Origin of the sequence: Bacteroides sp. An322 (genome assembly GCF_002161765.1) — a bacterium.
GTDB classification, from domain to species: Bacteria; Bacteroidota; Bacteroidia; order Bacteroidales; family Bacteroidaceae; genus Phocaeicola; species Phocaeicola merdavium.
In genome coordinates this window covers 154,611-172,252 of record NZ_NFIN01000006.1, presented here as the reverse complement: position 1 = coordinate 172,252, position 17,642 = coordinate 154,611, and the positions used below count along the sequence as shown (strand labels likewise).

Sequence of the window (17,642 nt, the reverse complement as noted above, 5' to 3'; positions counted from 1 at the left end):
CCATCGATTATGAATTCCTCGCTGAAACTGCGGAAGCCATGGTACAAATCGCATTCATCCAAATCATGCTTAACAAATTTATCGAATGAAATCAAAACAGCTTCTTAGATTTGAAATATTCGCTGAATAAAACATACAGTTAAGAATGAAAATGTATTGGATTGATTATTTCATCAGGTATTTTCTCTAATAAATATCAATGGTGTCATTTTTATTACATCGTATTTTTTTCATCTAAGGTAATTTTGTCGTATAGTTATAGAATATTTTATACCTAGGTAATAGAACAGAGGTTGTTCTTACCTGTAATATTAGGCAAATATTTAAGCATATTTAGAACTTTATGAGAAAAGTAAGTAGGGAAATGGACAGCAACTGGGCATTGGAAATAATGCGCAAAGCTCCATATATAACGGTTAGTTTTACAAGACCGGACGGTACTGCATATGGAGTACCATTATCTTTGGCCAGTAATGGTGATGATATTTGGTATTTTCATTGTGCTCCAGAAGGTGATAAACTTGATGCTATAGCAGTAAATCCAGAAGTATGTCTTTCTGCTGTTACAAAATGCCAACCTACGGTTGGTCCTAAAGATGGAACTTTCACTCTTCAGTACCGTTCGGCTATTGCATTTGGAAAAGCTGAGGTTGTTACTGATAATGAAGAAAAGATTTTGGCATTGAGATTAATTAGCCAACGCTTTCTGCCAAAACACATGGACGCTTTTGAGGAAGCAGTTAAAAGAAGCCTTCATCGTACAGCTGTAGTCAAAGTAACCTTATCGGCTCCTCCAACAGGCAAGCGTAAACAATACGATAAGAATGGCGATGAAATGAAGTATGGAAGGATGGAGTAGTAAAATATTAGATTATGAATTTGTTTGATGTTTATTCTATATTCCCTATAAATATTGTTAGGGGTTCTGGTTGTTATGTTTACGATGACAACGGTAATTCATATTTGGATTTTTATGGTGGACATGCTGTAATATCAATAGGGCATTCTCATCCGTACCTTGTAAAATGTATGTATGAGCAGATGCAGAATCTGATGTTTTACTCTAACTCAGTAGTTAATAAACTTCAGGAGAAGCTTGCATATGAATTGGGGGAAATCTCCGGGTATTCTGATTATAGTGCATTTTTTGTAAATTCTGGAGCTGAGGCAAATGAGAATGCCCTTAAACTAGCCTCGTTCCATACCGGAAAGAAAAAGGTGATAGCATTCAGAAACTCTTTTCATGGTCGTACATCAGCAGCAGTAGAGGTAACAGACAATCCTTTGATCACAGCTCCTCTTAATTGCAATGATAATGTATATTTTTCAGGAATGGATATAGCTGAGGTGGAAAGTGTATTGCGTAGTGGAGATGTTTGTGCTGTAATAATAGAAGGTATTTCTGGGGTTGGTGGAATAAGAGTTCCAGAGGATGATTTTCTTAAAGAATTGCGTAAGCTGACTATACAATATGGCGCAATTCTAATTATGGATGAAATACAGTCTGGCTACGGGCGTACAGGAAAGTTCTTTGCTCATCAATGGAGTGGCATTAAACCGGATATCATTACTGTAGCCAAAGGTATAGCCAACGGCTTTCCATTTTCAGGTGTTCTGATAAGTGACGTTTTCAAACCTCGTAAGGGAATGCTTGGAACTACATTTGGCGGTAATCATCTTGGGTGTGCTGCTGCATTGTCGGTGATACAGGTCATGAAAACTGAAAACCTGATAGAAAATGCAAATAATGTGGGAGATTATTTCATACACAAACTGCGTTCTATTGAATCGCCATTAATCACTGATGTTAGAGGACGTGGGCTAATGATAGGAGTTGAGTTTGCCATATCTGTGTCAAAGATCCGAGAGATGCTTCTGTTCAATCACCATATCTTTACCGGATATTCTGGTAGGAATATTCTGAGAATATTGCCTCCATTATGTATTACAAAGTCGGAAGTTGATTATTTCATTGATAAGTTAGTATGTTGTTTGGATAAATTAGGATGTAAGAATGATTAAGGAAGGAAAGGTCCCTTACAGGGTTTTTGTTATAGCAGGTAGTGAACCTCTTGGCTCTGCAGGGATACAGGCAGATGTCAAGGCAATATCTGCATGTGGAGGATACGCTGCAGGGGCTATCACATGTGTTGTTGATGAAGATACAGAGCATGTAAAGGATGTTTGTTTAATACCTGTTGATATGGTAGTGTCTCAAATACAGTCTTTTATGGAGGATGTCGAGGCCGACTGTATTAAGACTGGAATGCTGTATTCGAAAGATTTGGTATTGAAAGTCTCTGAGACGATAAAAAACTATGCTGGTATACCGTTGGTGGTAGATCCTGTTATGGTTAGTTCCTCGGGTGATCAACTTCTTGAAGATGAAGCTATTTTTTGTTATAAAAAGAAACTGATGCCACTAGCCACTATCATTACACCTAATATGCGAGAGGCAGAGATTCTACTCGGGCGAAAATTGAATATACATGGGATTCTAGACGACTTGAAGGAACTTTCTATTTGGGGTAATTCTGTGATAATAAAATCTGTGCCATATAAAGATAAACTTGCAGATTATTTTTATTGTCCACAAAATGGTGATTTTAGGGAATATATTAAACCTATAATTAAAACAAAGAATGTGAATGGAACGGGTGATATGTTCGCATCATCTATTGCTACTTATTTAGCAAGAGGATGGAATATTATTGATGCAATAGATAAATCTGAAGATTTTATTCATAAGGCCATAAGTTATGGAGCAAAATTTTCTTTCGGGACAGGTTTTGGGCCGGTTTTTCCATTCTACAAGAATTATACTAAATTACAGAAAGAAAATCTCAGATATAGAATGAATATCTCTCAAGACAGAAATAATAGGTGATATATTGTTTGATGTTATTAATTATCTAGAGTGTGAAATCTTGATATATAAAATGATTATTGCATAATATTTTAAAATAGATATTGATTTTATGGAACTTAGATGTAAGAAAGTAAAGGATATTGTCTTAGAAAACTCTGCAAGTGCGTCTGTTTTCTTCAGATATGGGATAGACTATTGCAATGGAAATATGAGTTTGGAAGATTTATCTGGAAAAAATAGCGCTAATATAGATGAAGTCCTCCACGATTTGGAAAATATATCACATCAGGGAACACCATTTTATTTATGGCCTTTAGATTTGCTTTTAGATTATATTATAAAGTATCATCACAGGAATACAAAGGAAAAAGGGGCTTATCTTCTTTCTATGATTGAGAATGTGAAGGACAATTATGGAATGGAATATCCTGAATTAAATGAATTGTTTAATCAGGTTAAGTTGTCAATGCACGACTTGGAATCGCATTTTCAGAAAGAAGAGAGTGTGTTATTCCCATATTTGTATGAATTGTTCGATGCTTCACATAATGAAGAATATATAGAGACTATGCATTGTGGAACAATTTCAAATCCTATCAGAGTAATGACAATGGAGCATGAAAATGAAAGGATGCGCTATATGCATTTGAGAAAGATTACAAACGGTTTTAGAGTACCGGATGAAAATCTTTGTATAAATTATGAACAGATGATGGTTGAACTGGAAACGTTTGTAGAGGATTTATTTGAGCATATATTCATTGAAAATAATATTCTATTTCCTCAATTTGAGAAATTGGAGAGAGAATGGGTAAGATGATTAATTATGACGTAAATCCTATTTTTACAGAATGAAATTATGAATACAACACATTTGCAGCTAATTTCCTCTATGATAGAATACTATCGGGGTGATGCTAAACGAATACAACATTTTATCAAAGTATATAATTTTGCTTCATTGCTTGGAAGACAAGAACAATTGGACGAAGAAACTCTTTTTATTCTTGAAACAGCAGCAATTGTTCATGATATTGGCATACGTATATGTGAACAGAAGTATGGAGTTTGTGATGGAAAACACCAGGAACTTGAAGGTCCGGCAGAAGCGGAGAAACTCTTGATAAAAACAGGTAATTATACATGTGAACAGATAGAACGGGTTTGTTGGTTAGTCGGTCATCATCACACATATACAAATATCAGTGGAATAGATTATCAGTTGCTTGTTGAAGCAGACTTTCTTGTTAATATATTCGAGGATGGATTCTCTGCTGAAATGATTGAGAATGTAAGAAATAAGATATTTAGAACACAATCAGGAATACAATGTTTAGAAGATATGTATTTGAAAGCTAACTGATTTTATGATATAGCTTGAGAATACTGTTTTTATATTGTAGTAAGATCTAAATGAAGGAATCCCCTGTCTGGGGGATTTTTTTATTTAGTAGTCATTTTTAAGTATATAAATTCTGGTATGTTGAAAATAGCAAGTAATAGAGATATGACATCTGGATCTCCATTGACTGTTTTGATTAATTTTACAGTCCCTCTTTTGTTGGGCAATCTTCTCCAGCAGACATACTTTATAGTTGATGCAGTAATAGTTGGTAAATTTTTAGGTATAAACTCTCTTGCGGCTGTTGGTGCAGGTACTTCTGTGATAACCCTTATATTGGGATTTTGTACAGGCTGTTGTTGTGGTTTTGGAATCCCTATGGCTCAGAAATTTGGTGCACATGATTATTTGACATTGCGTAGATATATTTTTATTAGTCTGAAGATTTCAGCAGTAATGTCTATAATGATTGCCATAATAACAAGCCTGTTGTGCTCGGATATATTGGGTTGGATGAAAACTCCTGAAAAGATAATGAATAAAGCTTATATATATTTGCTCATTACATTTTTGGGTATTCCATTTACTTTCTTCTATAATCTTTTTTCAAGTATTCTACGTGCTATTGGAGATAGTAGAACACCTTTTTTGTTTTTGGCTTTATCAACTCTGATAAATATATTATTGGATTTATTGACTATTCTCTTATTGGATTGGGGTGTAACTGGTGCAGCTATTGCAACGGTGCTTTCACAAGGAATATCAGCCTTACTTTGTTATATATACATTTACAGAAAGTATGATATACTTAAGGGTTCCAAACACGATAAAAAATTTGATTTAAGAATTGCAAGGCAGTTATTGTATATAGGTATTCCTATGGGACTGCAGGTTTCAATAATAGCTATAGGGATGATTATGCTGCAAAGTGCCAATAATTTTCTTGGAACTGTTTATATTGCTGCATATACTTCCGCAATGAGAATTAAAATATTTTTTGTCTGTTTGCTTGAAAGTCTTGGTATAGCTATGGCTACTTATAGTGGACAGAACTATGGTGCCGGAAAACCTGAAAGAATATGGTTAGGAATAAAATCAGCTTTAAAAATAGTAATAGTATGTGTTTTAATATTGAATATAATTGTTTGGAGTTTCTCAAAAGAATTGGTTCTGTTGTTTATTGATTCCTCAGAGATTGATGTTATTGAGAATGCAGCTTTGTTCATAAGGATTTCTGCAATATTCTTTATTGTATTGGGAGTTTCATTTATATTCAGATATACTATCCAAGGGGTAGGTTATACTCGACTGGCTTTGTTTTCCGGAATATCAGAAATGCTGGCAAGGACATTTGTTAGTGTTTTTGCAGTCCCCATATTCAAATTCTGGGCTATTTGTTTTGGAGACCCCATTGCTTGGACGTTTGCTGTATTATTTCTTTTACCTGCATTTAAGTTTGTTAATAGAAAATCGTTGTTAATAAATAACTGAATTTTATATCCATTATACGGAACAAGTATTGTCTATTATAAAAAGCATAAACAATACTTAATTCCGTATATCCCTATTTATATGATAAACTTTAAAATTATTTATATACTTTCTTTATATAAGAAGTTGCACTCATAATAAAGCATTTTAATTTACTTATTTTCCAACCGCTTATAAGAATTATAATAATTGTGATACCTAATATGCATGGTATTAGTAATGTCATGATTCCTAAAAAGGTAACAATTCTGCCAGTATGTATTTCTAAAGACAGATTCCATAGTGACATTGGCCTTGTTTTGTATTTGTCTGGCATTTTGATAAAACCATTTTTAGATTCGATTGTGCTAGCTCCATTATTATAATCAAATAGTATTGTTTGCTCATTGTTGTAGAAAACAAGACCTGATACTTGATTATTAGAGAAAGGCAAACCATAACTTTGAGCTTCTATATTGTTGTTTAAAGCATCATAATATGTTTCAAAAGTTTTATTCCATATATACAGGCCACTAAAGGAGCCTATAATCCATTCATCTTCATTGATTTGCTCCATTACGTTTAATCCCATGACACTTATGGGTGGAGTATTTAGTCTTGATATTCTTTCTGAGGTCCATAAGTCTTTAAATTCATACATTCCATCTGAAGTATATATTAACCAACTATTGTTATACTTGTCATATCTAATAGCCCTAAGCAGATCCTTCCATTTGTTTTCTGATTCCATGTTTGTTCCTGGTATAGGGGCTATTGATGAGTTTGCAACAAATAGCAGAAATGGAGGTCTTAAGAATGTTCCTGAAATTGTAATTATCATAAATGGAATAAGTAACTTGATTTGTACCTCTGCACGTTTTCCGTTTATTGTGATACGCATACAGATTGGTGCTTCTCCATTTTTTAGCAGCTTTGATTTCTTCAGGAAAAACAATACCGTAAAATAGTTTCTTTGCATTGCCATACTCTTCTTTTTTTGATGGTGTAAAAATACATGTTTTGAAAAGAGTTTGTTTTATGCAAAACACAGAAAATCAGTGAAATATAATCCAATCAGGTGGACTTGTTTTTATGTGGAAATTAAGTCCACCTATTTCACCTCCAGTAAGATGCGGTATTCTGCTTCAATTTGCGGTATGGATAAAAAGAAAAACCGCTGATAATGATTGATTATCAGCGGTTTTCATTGTTTTGCTTTTTGTTTGAGTGATCCGCTTGGGGCTCGAACCCAAGACCCCAACATTAAAAGTGTTGTGCTCTACCTGCTGAGCTAGCGAATCAAACCTATTTGCATCATTTCTGATTGCGAGTGCAAAGGTACGCTTTTTTTTTGAATCCGCAAAGAAATCTTGAAAAAAAGTTCAAATATCTTCATCTAATCACTTAATAATCCTCAATTAAGGGCTGACAGATTGACATTTCCTTATTTTTTCCTTACTTTTGGCAAAGTATTTGTACTGTTTTTCTAGAAACTACTTAAAGATTTGAATTGATTATGACGTATTGGATTTTATTTATCGGCATTGCCATCCTCAGCTATTTGGTGCAAGCCAACCTGAAAAGGAAATTCGACAAGTATTCGCGCATAGCGCTCTCCAACGGAATGACGGGACGGGAGATTGCCGAGAAGATGTTGCGCGACAACGGCATTTATGACGTGCGGGTGACCAGCACACCGGGAATGCTTACCGACCATTATAACCCTGCCAACAAAACCGTCAATCTTAGCGAAGGGGTGTACAACACATGCAGCATAGCCGCGGCTGCCGTAGCGGCCCACGAATGCGGACACGCCGTGCAACACGCACGCGCATACGCTCCGCTTCAGATGCGCTCGGCATTAGTCCCCGTGGTGCAATTCTCGTCTTCCATCGTGCAATGGGTATTGTTGGCGGGCATGTTCCTGATTAACACTTTCCCTCAATTGATGCTCATCGGCATCTGCCTTTTCGCGATGACCACTTTGTTCAGTTTCATCACCCTCCCCGTGGAAATTGATGCCAGCCGACGCGCTTTAGTATGGCTAAGAGGCGCGGGAGTGACCAATAATTATAACCAATCTCAGGCTTTCGACGCGCTGAAGTCAGCGGCATATACGTACGTGGTGGCTGCACTCGGCTCGCTTGCCACCTTAGTGTATTACATCCTGATTTTCACCAACCGCCGCGAGTGAGTCTATCCGAAACGAAGAAAACGCAGATTAGCGCAGATTAACGCAGACTAATAATTAAATGATAATCCGCGAAAATCTGCGTTAACCTGCGTTTCTGTTCAGATACATTTTCAATTTAAAAAAGAATCCCGTAATTTTGCACGGACAAACTTAAAACGATTTTATTATGGTAACAAAACCCTGCATACCGAAAGGAACCAGAGACTTTTCGCCCGTAGAAATGGCGAAACGCAACTACATATTCGACACCATCCGCGAGGTGTTCCGCCTCTACGGATTCCAACAGATAGAAACACCTGCTATGGAGAGCCTCTCCACCCTGATGGGGAAATACGGTGACGAAGGCGACAAGCTCTTGTTCAAGATACAAAACTCGGGCGACTATTTTTCAGGGCTGACCGATGAGGAACTACTCTCGCGCAACGCCGCCAAGCTCGCCTGCAAGTTTTGCGAGAAAGGCTTGCGCTATGACCTTACCGTGCCTTTCGCACGTTACGTGGTGATGCACCGCGATGAGATTACTTTTCCCTTCAAGCGTTTCCAAATACAGCCCGTATGGCGTGCCGACCGCCCGCAAAAAGGACGTTACCGCGAATTTTACCAATGCGATGCCGACGTAGTAGGAAGCGATTCGCTCCTGAACGAAGTGGAATTGGTACAGATGCTCGACACCGTATTCCGCAAGTTCGGCATCCGGGTAGCCATCAAAATCAATAACCGCAAAATCCTAAGCGGTATCGCCGAAATCATCGGCGAAGCGGAGAAAATAGTAGACATCACCGTAGCCATCGACAAACTAGACAAAATCGGATTGGAAAACGTCAACGCCGAATTGGCATCGAAAGGCATCCCTCAGGAAGCCATCGACAAGCTCCAGCCTATCATCCGGCTGAGCGGGACGAACCAAGAAAAGCTCGACACCCTGAAGCAAACGCTCGCTTCGAGCGAAACGGGAATGAAGGGCATCGAGGAAAGCGAATTTATCCTGAACACGATTGCCGGACTGGGCATCCACTCGGAAGTGGAACTCGACCTCACTTTGGCGCGCGGCCTGAATTATTACACGGGAGCCATCTTCGAAGTGAAAGCACTCGACGTACAGATAGGAAGCATCAGCGGAGGCGGACGGTATGACAATCTGACAGGCGTGTTCGGCCTTCCGGGAGTATCGGGCGTAGGCATCTCATTCGGCGCCGACCGTATCTACGACGTACTGAACCAACTCGACCTCTATCCGAAAGAGGCTTCGGCAAGCACGCAACTCTTGTTCGTCAACTTCGGAGCGGCAGAATCCGCATACGTGCTCCCCGTCTTGGCAAAGGCACGCCAGGCAGGCATCCGTGCCGAAATCTTCCCCGACGCGTCGAAGATGAAAAAACAAATGAGTTACGCCAACGCCAAAGCCATTCCTTTCGTAGCGATAGCGGGCGAGAACGAAATGCAGGAAGGCAAGCTCACGCTCAAGAACATGGCAACGGGCGAGCAGACGCTTGTCACCCCCGACGAGTTGATTGAAGCCGTAAAGCGTTAACATTCACCACGGATTATACAGATTTCAATAATTGATAATGAATAATTAAGAGTTAATAGTGTAAGTTCCATTATTAACCATCAACAATTATTGAAATCTGTATAATCCGTGGTGAAAAACTCACTCTTCCGACTTCATTTTCAGCTGCTTCTTCGGTGTGATGCCCAGTTCCTTCAGCATTTCCGCCTGGCGGATGACGTTGCCTTTCCCTTCCGAAAGCTGGGAAAGTGCAGCTTCGTATGCCTCCGAAACCGATTTAAGTGTGTCGCCTATACGCCCGAACGTATCGGTAAAACCGACCAGCTTTTCATAAAGTGCAGTGCCGCGGCGCACGATTTCCTGAATGTTCTTTTCCTGATACTCCCGTTTCCACAAGTCGAGTGCAAGACGGAGCGCAGCAATCAGGTTCGTAGGGCTCATCAGCACCACCTTCTTGCGGTAGGCGTAATTCCATAGTTCGGAATCGGTCTGCAAGGCAAGCACGTAGGCTGGTTCATTGGGGATGAACATCATCACGAAATCAAGCGCACCCACATCGTAACGCGAATAATCCTTGCGGCTCAGTTCGTCGATATGTGCCCGCACCGACGCCAAGTGGGCTTTCAAGAAACGTTCCTGCTTCTCACGGTCCTCACTTGCCACATACGAAGCGTATGCCGTAAGAGATACCTTCGAGTCAATAATCACCCGCCGGTTATCGGGATACATCACCAGCACATCGGGCTGGAGGCGTTGACCTTCCTCGTTACGCACGGTGTTGCCTTCGACATCCTTTAAAAACGCTTGGCGGAAATATTCCTGTCCCTCGTGAAGCCCCGAATTTTCCAGTATTGTTTCCAATATCATCTCGCCCCAATTGCCCTGCATCTTCGAATCGCCTTTCAATGCACGGGTCAAGTTGTTGGCATCATCGCTGATCTGTTTGTTCAACTGAACCAGTTCCTTGATGCGGTCTTCCAGCGAAAAACGTTGCTTCGATTCCTTGTCGTACACTTCCTCCACCCGATGCTTGAACTCCTTCAGGTTATCGCCAAACGGCTTCAACAAGGCACCCAGGCTTTCTGCACTTTGGCGGTTGAACGCTTCGGCACGCTGGCGGAATATCTTGTCGGCAAGGCTCTCGAATTCCAGTGCTGAACGCTTGTGCAATTCTTCCACTTCCCGTTTCTGTTCCGCCAGCTTTTCTTCTAAGCGGCGACGTTCGGCATCGAGCATCTCGCGGGCATGCGTCTCCTGCATCTTCAGTTCAGCCGCTAGCACGGCATTCTTCCGCGAGGCAAGCCCCCAGCCTGCCACGCATCCGACAATCAATCCGATAATAAGGTATACGATTTCCATTCGCTTATTCGTGTTTTCGTTTTACGAAAAGCAAAGATAACAAAGCCCGTTCAAAACGCCAAGGGAAATGGGAATCCGAACGTAAAAAACTGTTAACAAGCAAATGTCTTTTATTTTCATCATTGATATGCAGGCAATTACATGCACCTATTTGCATCCGCGCACGAGACTAAATACATCGGGCTACGCATATATATTCCGGGATAAATGCAAGCATATCCGCCAAGGCAATTATTAAAAATACCTGTCTCCTCACATAACCTGTCTAAAACGGGGTAGGCAAAGGACTGCCATATTGTCAGTTTTAATAGTTTGGCACGGTTTTAGTAGAAATAGAAGTGGTTTACATCAGTAAACCGGATAAAAGACGTATAAATAACAAAAACAATATTGCATTATGAACATTAAACCGTTAGCAGACAGAGTGCTGATTCTTCCGGCACCTGCAGAAGAAAAGACAATCGGCGGAATCATCATCCCCGACACAGCTAAAGAAAAACCGTTGCAAGGCGAAGTGGTAGCCGTAGGCAATGGCACGAAAGACGAAGAAATGGTACTGAAAGCAGGCGACCAAGTATTGTATGGCAAATACTCGGGTACCGAAATCGAACACGACGGTGTGAAATACCTGATTATGCGCCAAAGCGATGTACTCGCAATCCTCAATTAAGAATTAAAAATCAAAAATTAGAACAATCATGGCAAAAGAAATACTTTTCAATATTGACGCCCGCGACCAATTGAAGAAAGGCGTGGACGAATTGGCGAATGCCGTAAAAGTAACCCTCGGTCCGAAAGGACGTAACGTTATCATCGAAAAGAAGTTCGGTGCTCCGCAAATCACAAAGGACGGTGTGACCGTTGCTAAGGAAGTAGAATTGGCAGACCCGTTCCAAAATACAGGTGCCCAGTTGGTTAAATCAGTAGCTTCGAAGACCGGTGACGATGCGGGCGATGGTACTACTACCGCTACCGTATTGGCTCAAGCTATCGTAGGCGTAGGATTGAAAAACGTAACCGCAGGCGCTAACCCGATGGACTTGAAGCGTGGTATCGATAAAGCTGTTGCAAAAGTGGTAGAATGCATCAAGGCTCAGGCTGAAACCGTAGGCGATAACTACGACAAGATTGAACAAGTAGCTACCGTATCTGCCAACAACGACCCGGTTATCGGTAAGCTGATTGCCGACGCAATGCGTAAGGTTTCTAAGGACGGTGTCATCACCATCGAAGAAGCCAAAGGTACCGACACTACAATCGGCGTGGTAGAAGGTATGCAGTTCGACCGCGGCTACCTGTCGCCTTACTTCGTAACCGATACGGAAAAAATGGAATGCGTCATGGAACGCCCGTACATCTTGGTTTACGACAAGAAAATCAGCAACCTGAAAGACTTCTTGCCTATCCTCGAACCGGCTGTTCAGAGCGGACGTCCGTTGCTGGTCATCGCCGAAGACGTAGATAGCGAAGCGTTGACCACATTGGTAGTCAACCGTTTGCGTGGCCAGTTGAAGATTTGTGCTGTGAAAGCTCCGGGCTTCGGCGACCGTCGTAAAGCCATGCTGGAAGATATCGCTATCCTGACTGGCGGCGTTGTCATCAGCGAAGAAAAGGGCTTGAAGCTGGAACAAGCTACTATCGATATGTTAGGTTCTTGCGAGAAGGTTACTATCACGAAAGAAAACACCACTATCGTAAACGGTGCGGGTGATAAGGACAACATCTTGGACCGCATCAACCAAATCAAAGCCGAAATCAAGAACTCTACTTCCGACTATGACAAGGAAAAATTGCAAGAACGTCTTGCCAAATTGTCAGGCGGTGTAGCTGTATTGTATGTAGGTGCAGCCAGCGAAGTAGAAATGAAGGAAAAGAAAGACCGTGTGGACGATGCATTGTGCGCTACACGTGCCGCTATCGAAGAAGGTATCGTTCCGGGTGGTGGCGTGACTTACATCCGTGCCATCGACGCTTTGGAAGGCTTGAAGGGTGACAATGCCGATGAAACTACCGGTATCGAAATCATCAAGCGTGCCATTGAAGAGCCGTTGCGCCAGATTGTAGCCAATGCTGGTAAGGAAGGTGCCGTAGTGGTTCAGAAAGTACGTGAAGGCAAAGGCGATTTCGGTTACAACGCCCGTACTGACGTTTACGAAAACTTGCACGCTGCAGGTGTCGTAGACCCCGCCAAGGTAACACGTGTGGCTTTGGAAAACGCCGCTTCTATCGCCGGTATGTTCCTGACTACAGAATGCGTTATCGTAGAAAAGAAAGAAGAAAAGCCTGAAATGCCTGCCGCAGGCATGGGAGGCATGGGCGGAATGATGTAATTTCCTAACCCTATATAAAGTTCCAAGAGCGGAGGTACGCAATACGGTGTACCTCCGCTTTTTTATTATTGAACGCAGAGACGCAAAATCGCGGAGAAAGGAAATAATAACTTTGCGATTTTGCGTCTCTGCGTTTGAAAGATAAGAAATTTTCCGTATCTTTAGAGACACGAAAATCATGAATGCCTATGACTAAAGAAGAACTGATGCGTAAAGCCATCGAACTTTCGGTACGGAACGTAGCCGAAGGAGGAGGTCCGTTCGGTGCCGTCATTGCACGTGACGGGGAAATCATCGCCACAGGCACCAACCGCGTGACTCCCGAACATGACCCTACCGCACATGCCGAAGTGAGTGCCATCCGCGCCGCATGCCGCAAATTAGGCACATTCGACCTGAGCGGATGCGAAATCTACACCTCGTGCGAACCTTGCCCTATGTGCTTGGGAGCCATCTATTGGGCACACCTCGACCGGATGTATTACGGAAACAACCAGCACGATGCCGCCCGCATCGGCTTTGATGACGCTTTCATCTACGAGGAACTGGAACTGAAACCCGAAGACCGCCGCCTGAAATCGGAACGCCTCTTGCCCGAAGAAGCCCTTCAGGCTTTCCGCGACTGGGAAGCCAAAGCGGATAAGGTGAAATATTGAGAAAAAAGAAAGACCGCGAAGCACGAAGCCCGCGGTCTTTCTTCATATTCATTCCATTTTCATTTGCTTTCAACATAAAGATGTATGACCCTGAAAGATCATACATCAACCTTTTTACCTACATTCAAAAAAATTCTAATCCTCTGTCAACGTGTCATGTCTTCCCAGATACGCACGTTGTTATTCTTCATTTCCAGAAGACCTGTTACAAGAATTTTCTTCACTCTTTTAAGCATGCCAGTTATCTGTTTTTATGTTTTACGACACAAAATTACAGGTTTGCACCTTACGTTGTCATGCTATACAACATCTATTTGAGCAAATCTGCCGAATTCTTGATGTAGGTCAATCCATAGCAAACGTCAGGCTTTTTTCTCCTTGGTCTCGGTATGCGCCTCCACCACATTCACCACATAGTCGCCTAACTTTTCGCATTCGGCGATGAGGTCCATATAATGTACGCCCGTTTGGTAATTATATGCCTTTTCGTTGATGTCTATCACGTTACGGTCTTTCAACTGGTCGCGGTAATTGTTGATTTCGTGCTCTAAATTGAACGAACGGTTCACGTCTACCGCATGATGCGTATCTTCTATCACTTCTATCATCTGCGTCAGGGCTGTATCGGTCAGTTGGAACATCTGTTCGATGTGCCCATATTGTTCCTCGGTGAACTCCACGTTGGTACGCCGCTTGTGGTTCATCGTGCGTGCCAAGTTATAACAACTGTCCCCGATGCTTTCTATCTCGCTCACCTCGCGCAACATTTCGCGTATTTCGAACTTACTTTCCGAACTCAACCGTCCTTCGGATACTTGGGTCAGATACGTAGCTATCTCCACCTCCATGTTATCGCTGATGCCTTCGTATTTCTCAATGCGGGCGAAAAGCTTGTTGAAATCGTTCTCGTTCGTGGTATGAAGCAAGTCGCGCACCATTCCGAACATCCGCCGGATACGCTCGGCAAAGAGGTTAATTTCCTTGCGGGCTTGCAAAATGGAAAGCTCAGCCGTAGAAAGCATACCGCCCGAAATGAATTGCAAGCGGTACTCTTCTTCCGTTTCCTTTTGGGGAATAAACCTGCATACCGTCTTTTCAATCAATTTAACGAACCATATCAGAATCAACACATTGCATACATTAAAGCACGTATGGAACGCCGAGAGTTTAAACGAGACCGCAGCACCTCCCGCATCGCTCACCTGCATCCAGTCGTCGATAATCCAACCTACCATATTCAGGAACGGCTGGAACAATATCAACACCCAAATCACGCCGAATACATTAAACATCAGATGCGCCAAGGCAGCCCTCCGCGCCTGTGTGTTGGCGGTAAGTGCCGCAAGATTGGCGGTAATGGTCGTTCCGATGTTCTCGCCCAACACCAACGCCGCACCCAGTTCGAAACTGATCCAGCCGTTGGCACACATAATCAGGGTAATCGCCATCGTGGCGGAAGACGCCTGCACAATCATCGTCAATACCGTACCGATAATCACGAACAAGATGACCGAGAAGAATCCCATATCGGTATAATTCTGCACAAACGCTAACATATCTGGATTCTGGCTCAGATCGGGAGCGTTCTTCTTCAATAAATCCAATCCCATGAACAGGAAAGAGAAGCCGAAGATGAACTCACCGATAGACTTGCGCGAGCTTTTTTGCGAGAAAAGAAGCGGGATGCCGAAAGCCAAAAGCGGAAGGGCAAAGACGGAAATGTCTACCTTGAATCCCAAAGCCGAGATAATCCAAGCGGTGACCGTGGTTCCGATGTTGGCACCCATAATGACACTGATGGACTGCGTCAAGGTCAATAAGCCTGCGTTTACGAAACTCACGACCATAACCGTCGTGGCAGAAGAAGATTGCACCAATGCGGTGATGAGCGTACCGGTCAACACACCTGTCACCCGGTTGGTCGTCATTGCTGTCAGGATACTCCGAAGACGGTCGCCCGCAAACTTCTGAAGTCCCTCGCTCATGATTTTCATGCCGTACAAGAAGAGGGCAAGCGAGCCTAACAGTGCTAAAAAATCATAAAAACTATACTCCATTTATAATTAAGTTAAGATGTCAATTGGCTTTCGGTGTTTATTCCGTAAATTAACGGCAAATTCTCACCATAAGTAATACATATTACAATCATGTTACAAATATATTGTAAAAACATCAATCAAACAAGAAGTTTCCGCGAAGGAATCAGCCTTTTGGAAATTTACAACGATTTCGGACTGGATATGCCCTACGGCGTGGTAAGCGCAAAGGTTAACAATAAAGTGGAAGACCTCAACTTCAGGGTCTATTACAACAAAGACGTGGAATTCCTCGACATCACCAACCCTTCGGGTATGCGCACCTACTTCCGCTCGCTTTGCTTCATCCTTGTCAAGGCGGTAGAAGAACTCTATCCCCAGGGAAGCATCTCGTTGGAACATCCCGTATCGAAAGGATATTATTGCAACCTACACTTAGACCGTTCCATCGGGCTGGACGACGTAATCCGCATCAAGCAGAAGATGCAGGAAATCATCGATGCCGACATCCCCTTCGAACGCATCGAATGCCACACCCGCCAAGTGGCGGAAATATTCGCCCAGCGGGGAATGGTGGACAAAGCCAAGCTCCTGAGCACCTACGACCAGCTCTATACATTCTATTACCGCTTGGGGAATACCACGGATTGCTACTACGGAAGCCTCGTGCCCAGCACGGGATACATCCGCCTGTTCGACATCGTGAAATACTATGACGGCCTGCTCCTGCGCGTGCCCGACCGGAAAAACCCTACCCGCCTGCAGGAAGTGGTGAAGCAGGAAAAGATGCTCGAAGTATTCCAGGAATACCACCGCTGGAACGAAATCATGGGCATCGCCACCGTGGGCGACTTCAACATTGCGTGCCACAAAGGCTTAGCCACCGACCTTATCAACGTTTCTGAAGCACTTCAAGAAAAGAAAATCGCCCGCCTTGCCGATGAAATCGCCCACCGCGACCGAAACGGGGAGCGCGTGAAGTTAGTGCTCATATCGGGACCTTCCTCGTCGGGAAAGACCACCTTCAGCAAACGCCTGAGCGTACAGTTGCTCACCAACGGCATACGTCCCTATCCCATTTCGCTGGACGATTACTTCGTGAACCGTGAAGACAGCCCTCTGGACGAGCACGGAAAGCACGACTTCGAGTCGTTCTACACCCTCGACCTGCCTTTCTTCGAAGCGCAGATGAAAGAACTGATAGCAGGAAAGGAAATCGAGCTTCCCCGCTTCAACTTCGTGACGGGCAAGCGGGAGATGAGCGGAAAGAAGCTCCGCATAAACGACAACATGATTCTGATACTGGAAGGCATCCACGCCCTCAACCCCGAACTGACCGCCCAAATCCCCGACGAAAACAAATACAAGATATACGTGTCGGCACTCACCACTATCCAACTGGATAACCACAACTACATCCCCACCACGGACAACCGCCTCATCCGGCGCATCATCCGCGACTCGAAATACCGGGGGAGCAGTGCCGAAGACACCATCAACCGCTGGGAAAGCGTGCGGGCGGGCGAAGACAAATGGATATTCCCCTATCAGGAGAACGCCGACGCGATGTTCAACTCTGCTCTCCTCTTCGAGCTTGCCGTGCTGAAAGACTACGCCGAGCCGCTCTTGCGCAAGGTGCCCAACAATTGCCCGGCATACTCCGAAGCCAACCGCCTCCTGCGTTTCTTAGGCTATTTCACGTCCGTACCCGATAACCAGCTGCCTCCCACCTCGCTCCTCCGCGAGTTCTTGGGCGGAAGCAGCTTTGTATATTAATTTTTTTATAATCGAACGCAGAGACGCAAAAGCGCAAAGAATTATTTTTAAGAAGGCGAAGGACGCAAAACCAGACACTTGTTCTCTATACACTTCGCTT

General features: G+C 43.0%; 15 protein-coding genes and 1 tRNA gene. 12 read left to right on the top strand and 4 right to left on the bottom strand.

Annotated features, from left to right (window positions below; all coding sequences use genetic code 11):
• Positions 1-343: 343 nt before the first annotated feature.
• The 6 genes from B5F91_RS05440 to B5F91_RS05415 all read left to right on the top strand — a co-directional run bounded on the left by B5F91_RS05440 (position 344) and on the right by B5F91_RS05415 (position 5,702).
• A complete protein-coding gene (locus B5F91_RS05440) occupies positions 344-859 on the top strand; it encodes a pyridoxamine 5'-phosphate oxidase family protein (protein ID WP_072530488.1) in 516 nt (171 codons plus the stop codon).
• Between the two features lie 14 nt (positions 860-873).
• Positions 874-2,022: an aspartate aminotransferase family protein gene (locus tag B5F91_RS05435; RefSeq protein ID WP_072542228.1), complete on the top strand. Its 1,149-nt coding sequence runs from the start codon at positions 874-876 to the stop codon at positions 2,020-2,022.
• A complete protein-coding gene (gene thiD / locus B5F91_RS05430) occupies positions 2,015-2,887 on the top strand; it encodes a bifunctional hydroxymethylpyrimidine kinase/phosphomethylpyrimidine kinase (protein WP_072530490.1) in 873 nt (290 codons plus the stop codon). Before B5F91_RS05435 ends, thiD begins: the two co-directional genes overlap by 8 nt.
• 91 nt (positions 2,888-2,978) lie before the next feature.
• A complete protein-coding gene (locus B5F91_RS05425) occupies positions 2,979-3,689 on the top strand; it encodes a DUF542 domain-containing protein (protein WP_087428060.1) in 711 nt (236 codons plus the stop codon).
• 39 nt (positions 3,690-3,728) lie between these two features.
• A complete protein-coding gene (locus B5F91_RS05420; RefSeq protein ID WP_072530493.1) occupies positions 3,729-4,232 on the top strand; it encodes an HD domain-containing protein in 504 nt (167 codons plus the stop codon).
• A 126-nt stretch (positions 4,233-4,358) separates the two neighbouring features.
• Positions 4,359-5,702 carry an MATE family efflux transporter gene (locus B5F91_RS05415; protein ID WP_087428084.1) on the top strand — a complete coding sequence of 448 codons (1,344 nt, stop codon included), beginning with the start codon at positions 4,359-4,361 and terminating at the stop codon, positions 5,700-5,702.
• A gap of 97 nt (positions 5,703-5,799) precedes the next feature.
• On the opposite strand, the gene B5F91_RS15375 is transcribed toward B5F91_RS05415, so the two are convergent.
• Both B5F91_RS15375 and B5F91_RS05405 read right to left on the bottom strand, forming a co-directional pair.
• The gene (locus B5F91_RS15375; protein ID WP_239416257.1) at positions 5,800-6,666 is read right to left on the bottom strand and encodes an Arm DNA-binding domain-containing protein; all 867 of its coding nucleotides are present in this window, start codon (positions 6,664-6,666) and stop codon (positions 5,800-5,802) included.
• Between the two features lie 243 nt (positions 6,667-6,909).
• Positions 6,910-6,982: transfer RNA gene (locus tag B5F91_RS05405), tRNA-Lys, on the bottom strand.
• A gap of 212 nt (positions 6,983-7,194) precedes the next feature.
• Here B5F91_RS05405 and B5F91_RS05400 point away from each other — a divergent pair.
• Positions 7,195-7,875: a zinc metallopeptidase gene (locus B5F91_RS05400; protein WP_087428083.1), complete on the top strand. Its 681-nt coding sequence runs from the start codon at positions 7,195-7,197 to the stop codon at positions 7,873-7,875.
• 166 nt (positions 7,876-8,041) lie between these two features.
• Positions 8,042-9,406, top strand: coding sequence for a histidine--tRNA ligase (gene hisS, locus B5F91_RS05395; RefSeq protein ID WP_087428059.1), 1,365 nt, complete (start codon positions 8,042-8,044; stop codon positions 9,404-9,406).
• A 120-nt stretch (positions 9,407-9,526) separates the two neighbouring features.
• Here the strand turns inward: hisS and rmuC are convergent, their stop codons facing one another.
• Complete coding sequence (gene rmuC, locus B5F91_RS05390) at positions 9,527-10,744, bottom strand: DNA recombination protein RmuC (protein WP_087428058.1); 1,218 nt, start codon at positions 10,742-10,744, stop codon at positions 9,527-9,529.
• 397 nt (positions 10,745-11,141) lie between these two features.
• Between rmuC and B5F91_RS05385 the strand changes: the two genes are divergently transcribed.
• The 3 genes from B5F91_RS05385 (at position 11,142) to B5F91_RS05375 (ending at position 13,730) form a co-directional block, all read left to right on the top strand.
• On the top strand, positions 11,142-11,414 hold the full coding sequence (locus B5F91_RS05385) for a co-chaperone GroES (RefSeq protein WP_087428057.1): 273 nt from the start codon (positions 11,142-11,144) through the stop codon (positions 11,412-11,414).
• 28 nt (positions 11,415-11,442) lie between these two features.
• Entirely contained in the window at positions 11,443-13,074 is a 1,632-nt protein-coding gene (groL, locus tag B5F91_RS05380; protein ID WP_087428056.1) for a chaperonin GroEL, read from the top strand.
• Between the two features lie 188 nt (positions 13,075-13,262).
• The gene (locus B5F91_RS05375) at positions 13,263-13,730 is read left to right on the top strand and encodes a nucleoside deaminase (protein ID WP_087428082.1); all 468 of its coding nucleotides are present in this window, start codon (positions 13,263-13,265) and stop codon (positions 13,728-13,730) included.
• Between the two features lie 362 nt (positions 13,731-14,092).
• On the opposite strand, the gene B5F91_RS05370 is transcribed toward B5F91_RS05375, so the two are convergent.
• Positions 14,093-15,787 (bottom strand): Na/Pi cotransporter family protein, encoded by a 1,695-nt coding sequence (locus B5F91_RS05370; RefSeq protein WP_087428055.1) that lies wholly within the window; start codon positions 15,785-15,787, stop codon positions 14,093-14,095.
• 81 nt (positions 15,788-15,868) lie between these two features.
• Here B5F91_RS05370 and B5F91_RS05365 point away from each other — a divergent pair, with 81 nt between their 5' ends.
• Positions 15,869-17,542, top strand: a complete 1,674-nt coding sequence (locus tag B5F91_RS05365; protein WP_204244663.1) for a nucleoside kinase — start codon at positions 15,869-15,871, stop codon at positions 17,540-17,542.
• Positions 17,543-17,642: the final 100 nt, after the last annotated feature.

What these genes read in the sequence shown, in the direction of transcription:
- B5F91_RS15375 (WP_239416257.1), bottom strand. Translation starts at nt 6,666, where the DNA reads ATGGCAATGCAAAGAAACTATTTTACGGTATTGTTTTTCCTGAAGAAA.
- B5F91_RS05420 (WP_072530493.1), top strand. Translation starts at nt 3,729, where the DNA reads ATGAATACAACACATTTGCAGCTAATTTCCTCTATGATAGAATACTAT.
- B5F91_RS05440 (WP_072530488.1), top strand. Translation starts at nt 344, where the DNA reads ATGAGAAAAGTAAGTAGGGAAATGGACAGCAACTGGGCATTGGAAATA.
- rmuC (WP_087428058.1), bottom strand. Translation starts at nt 10,744, where the DNA reads ATGGAAATCGTATACCTTATTATCGGATTGATTGTCGGATGCGTGGCA.
- thiD (WP_072530490.1), top strand. Translation starts at nt 2,015, where the DNA reads ATGATTAAGGAAGGAAAGGTCCCTTACAGGGTTTTTGTTATAGCAGGT.
- hisS (WP_087428059.1), top strand. Translation starts at nt 8,042, where the DNA reads ATGGTAACAAAACCCTGCATACCGAAAGGAACCAGAGACTTTTCGCCC.
- B5F91_RS05425 (WP_087428060.1), top strand. Translation starts at nt 2,979, where the DNA reads ATGGAACTTAGATGTAAGAAAGTAAAGGATATTGTCTTAGAAAACTCT.
- B5F91_RS05385 (WP_087428057.1), top strand. Translation starts at nt 11,142, where the DNA reads ATGAACATTAAACCGTTAGCAGACAGAGTGCTGATTCTTCCGGCACCT.
- groL (WP_087428056.1), top strand. Translation starts at nt 11,443, where the DNA reads ATGGCAAAAGAAATACTTTTCAATATTGACGCCCGCGACCAATTGAAG.
- B5F91_RS05435 (WP_072542228.1), top strand. Translation starts at nt 874, where the DNA reads ATGAATTTGTTTGATGTTTATTCTATATTCCCTATAAATATTGTTAGG.
- B5F91_RS05370 (WP_087428055.1), bottom strand. Translation starts at nt 15,787, where the DNA reads ATGGAGTATAGTTTTTATGATTTTTTAGCACTGTTAGGCTCGCTTGCC.
- B5F91_RS05375 (WP_087428082.1), top strand. Translation starts at nt 13,263, where the DNA reads ATGACTAAAGAAGAACTGATGCGTAAAGCCATCGAACTTTCGGTACGG.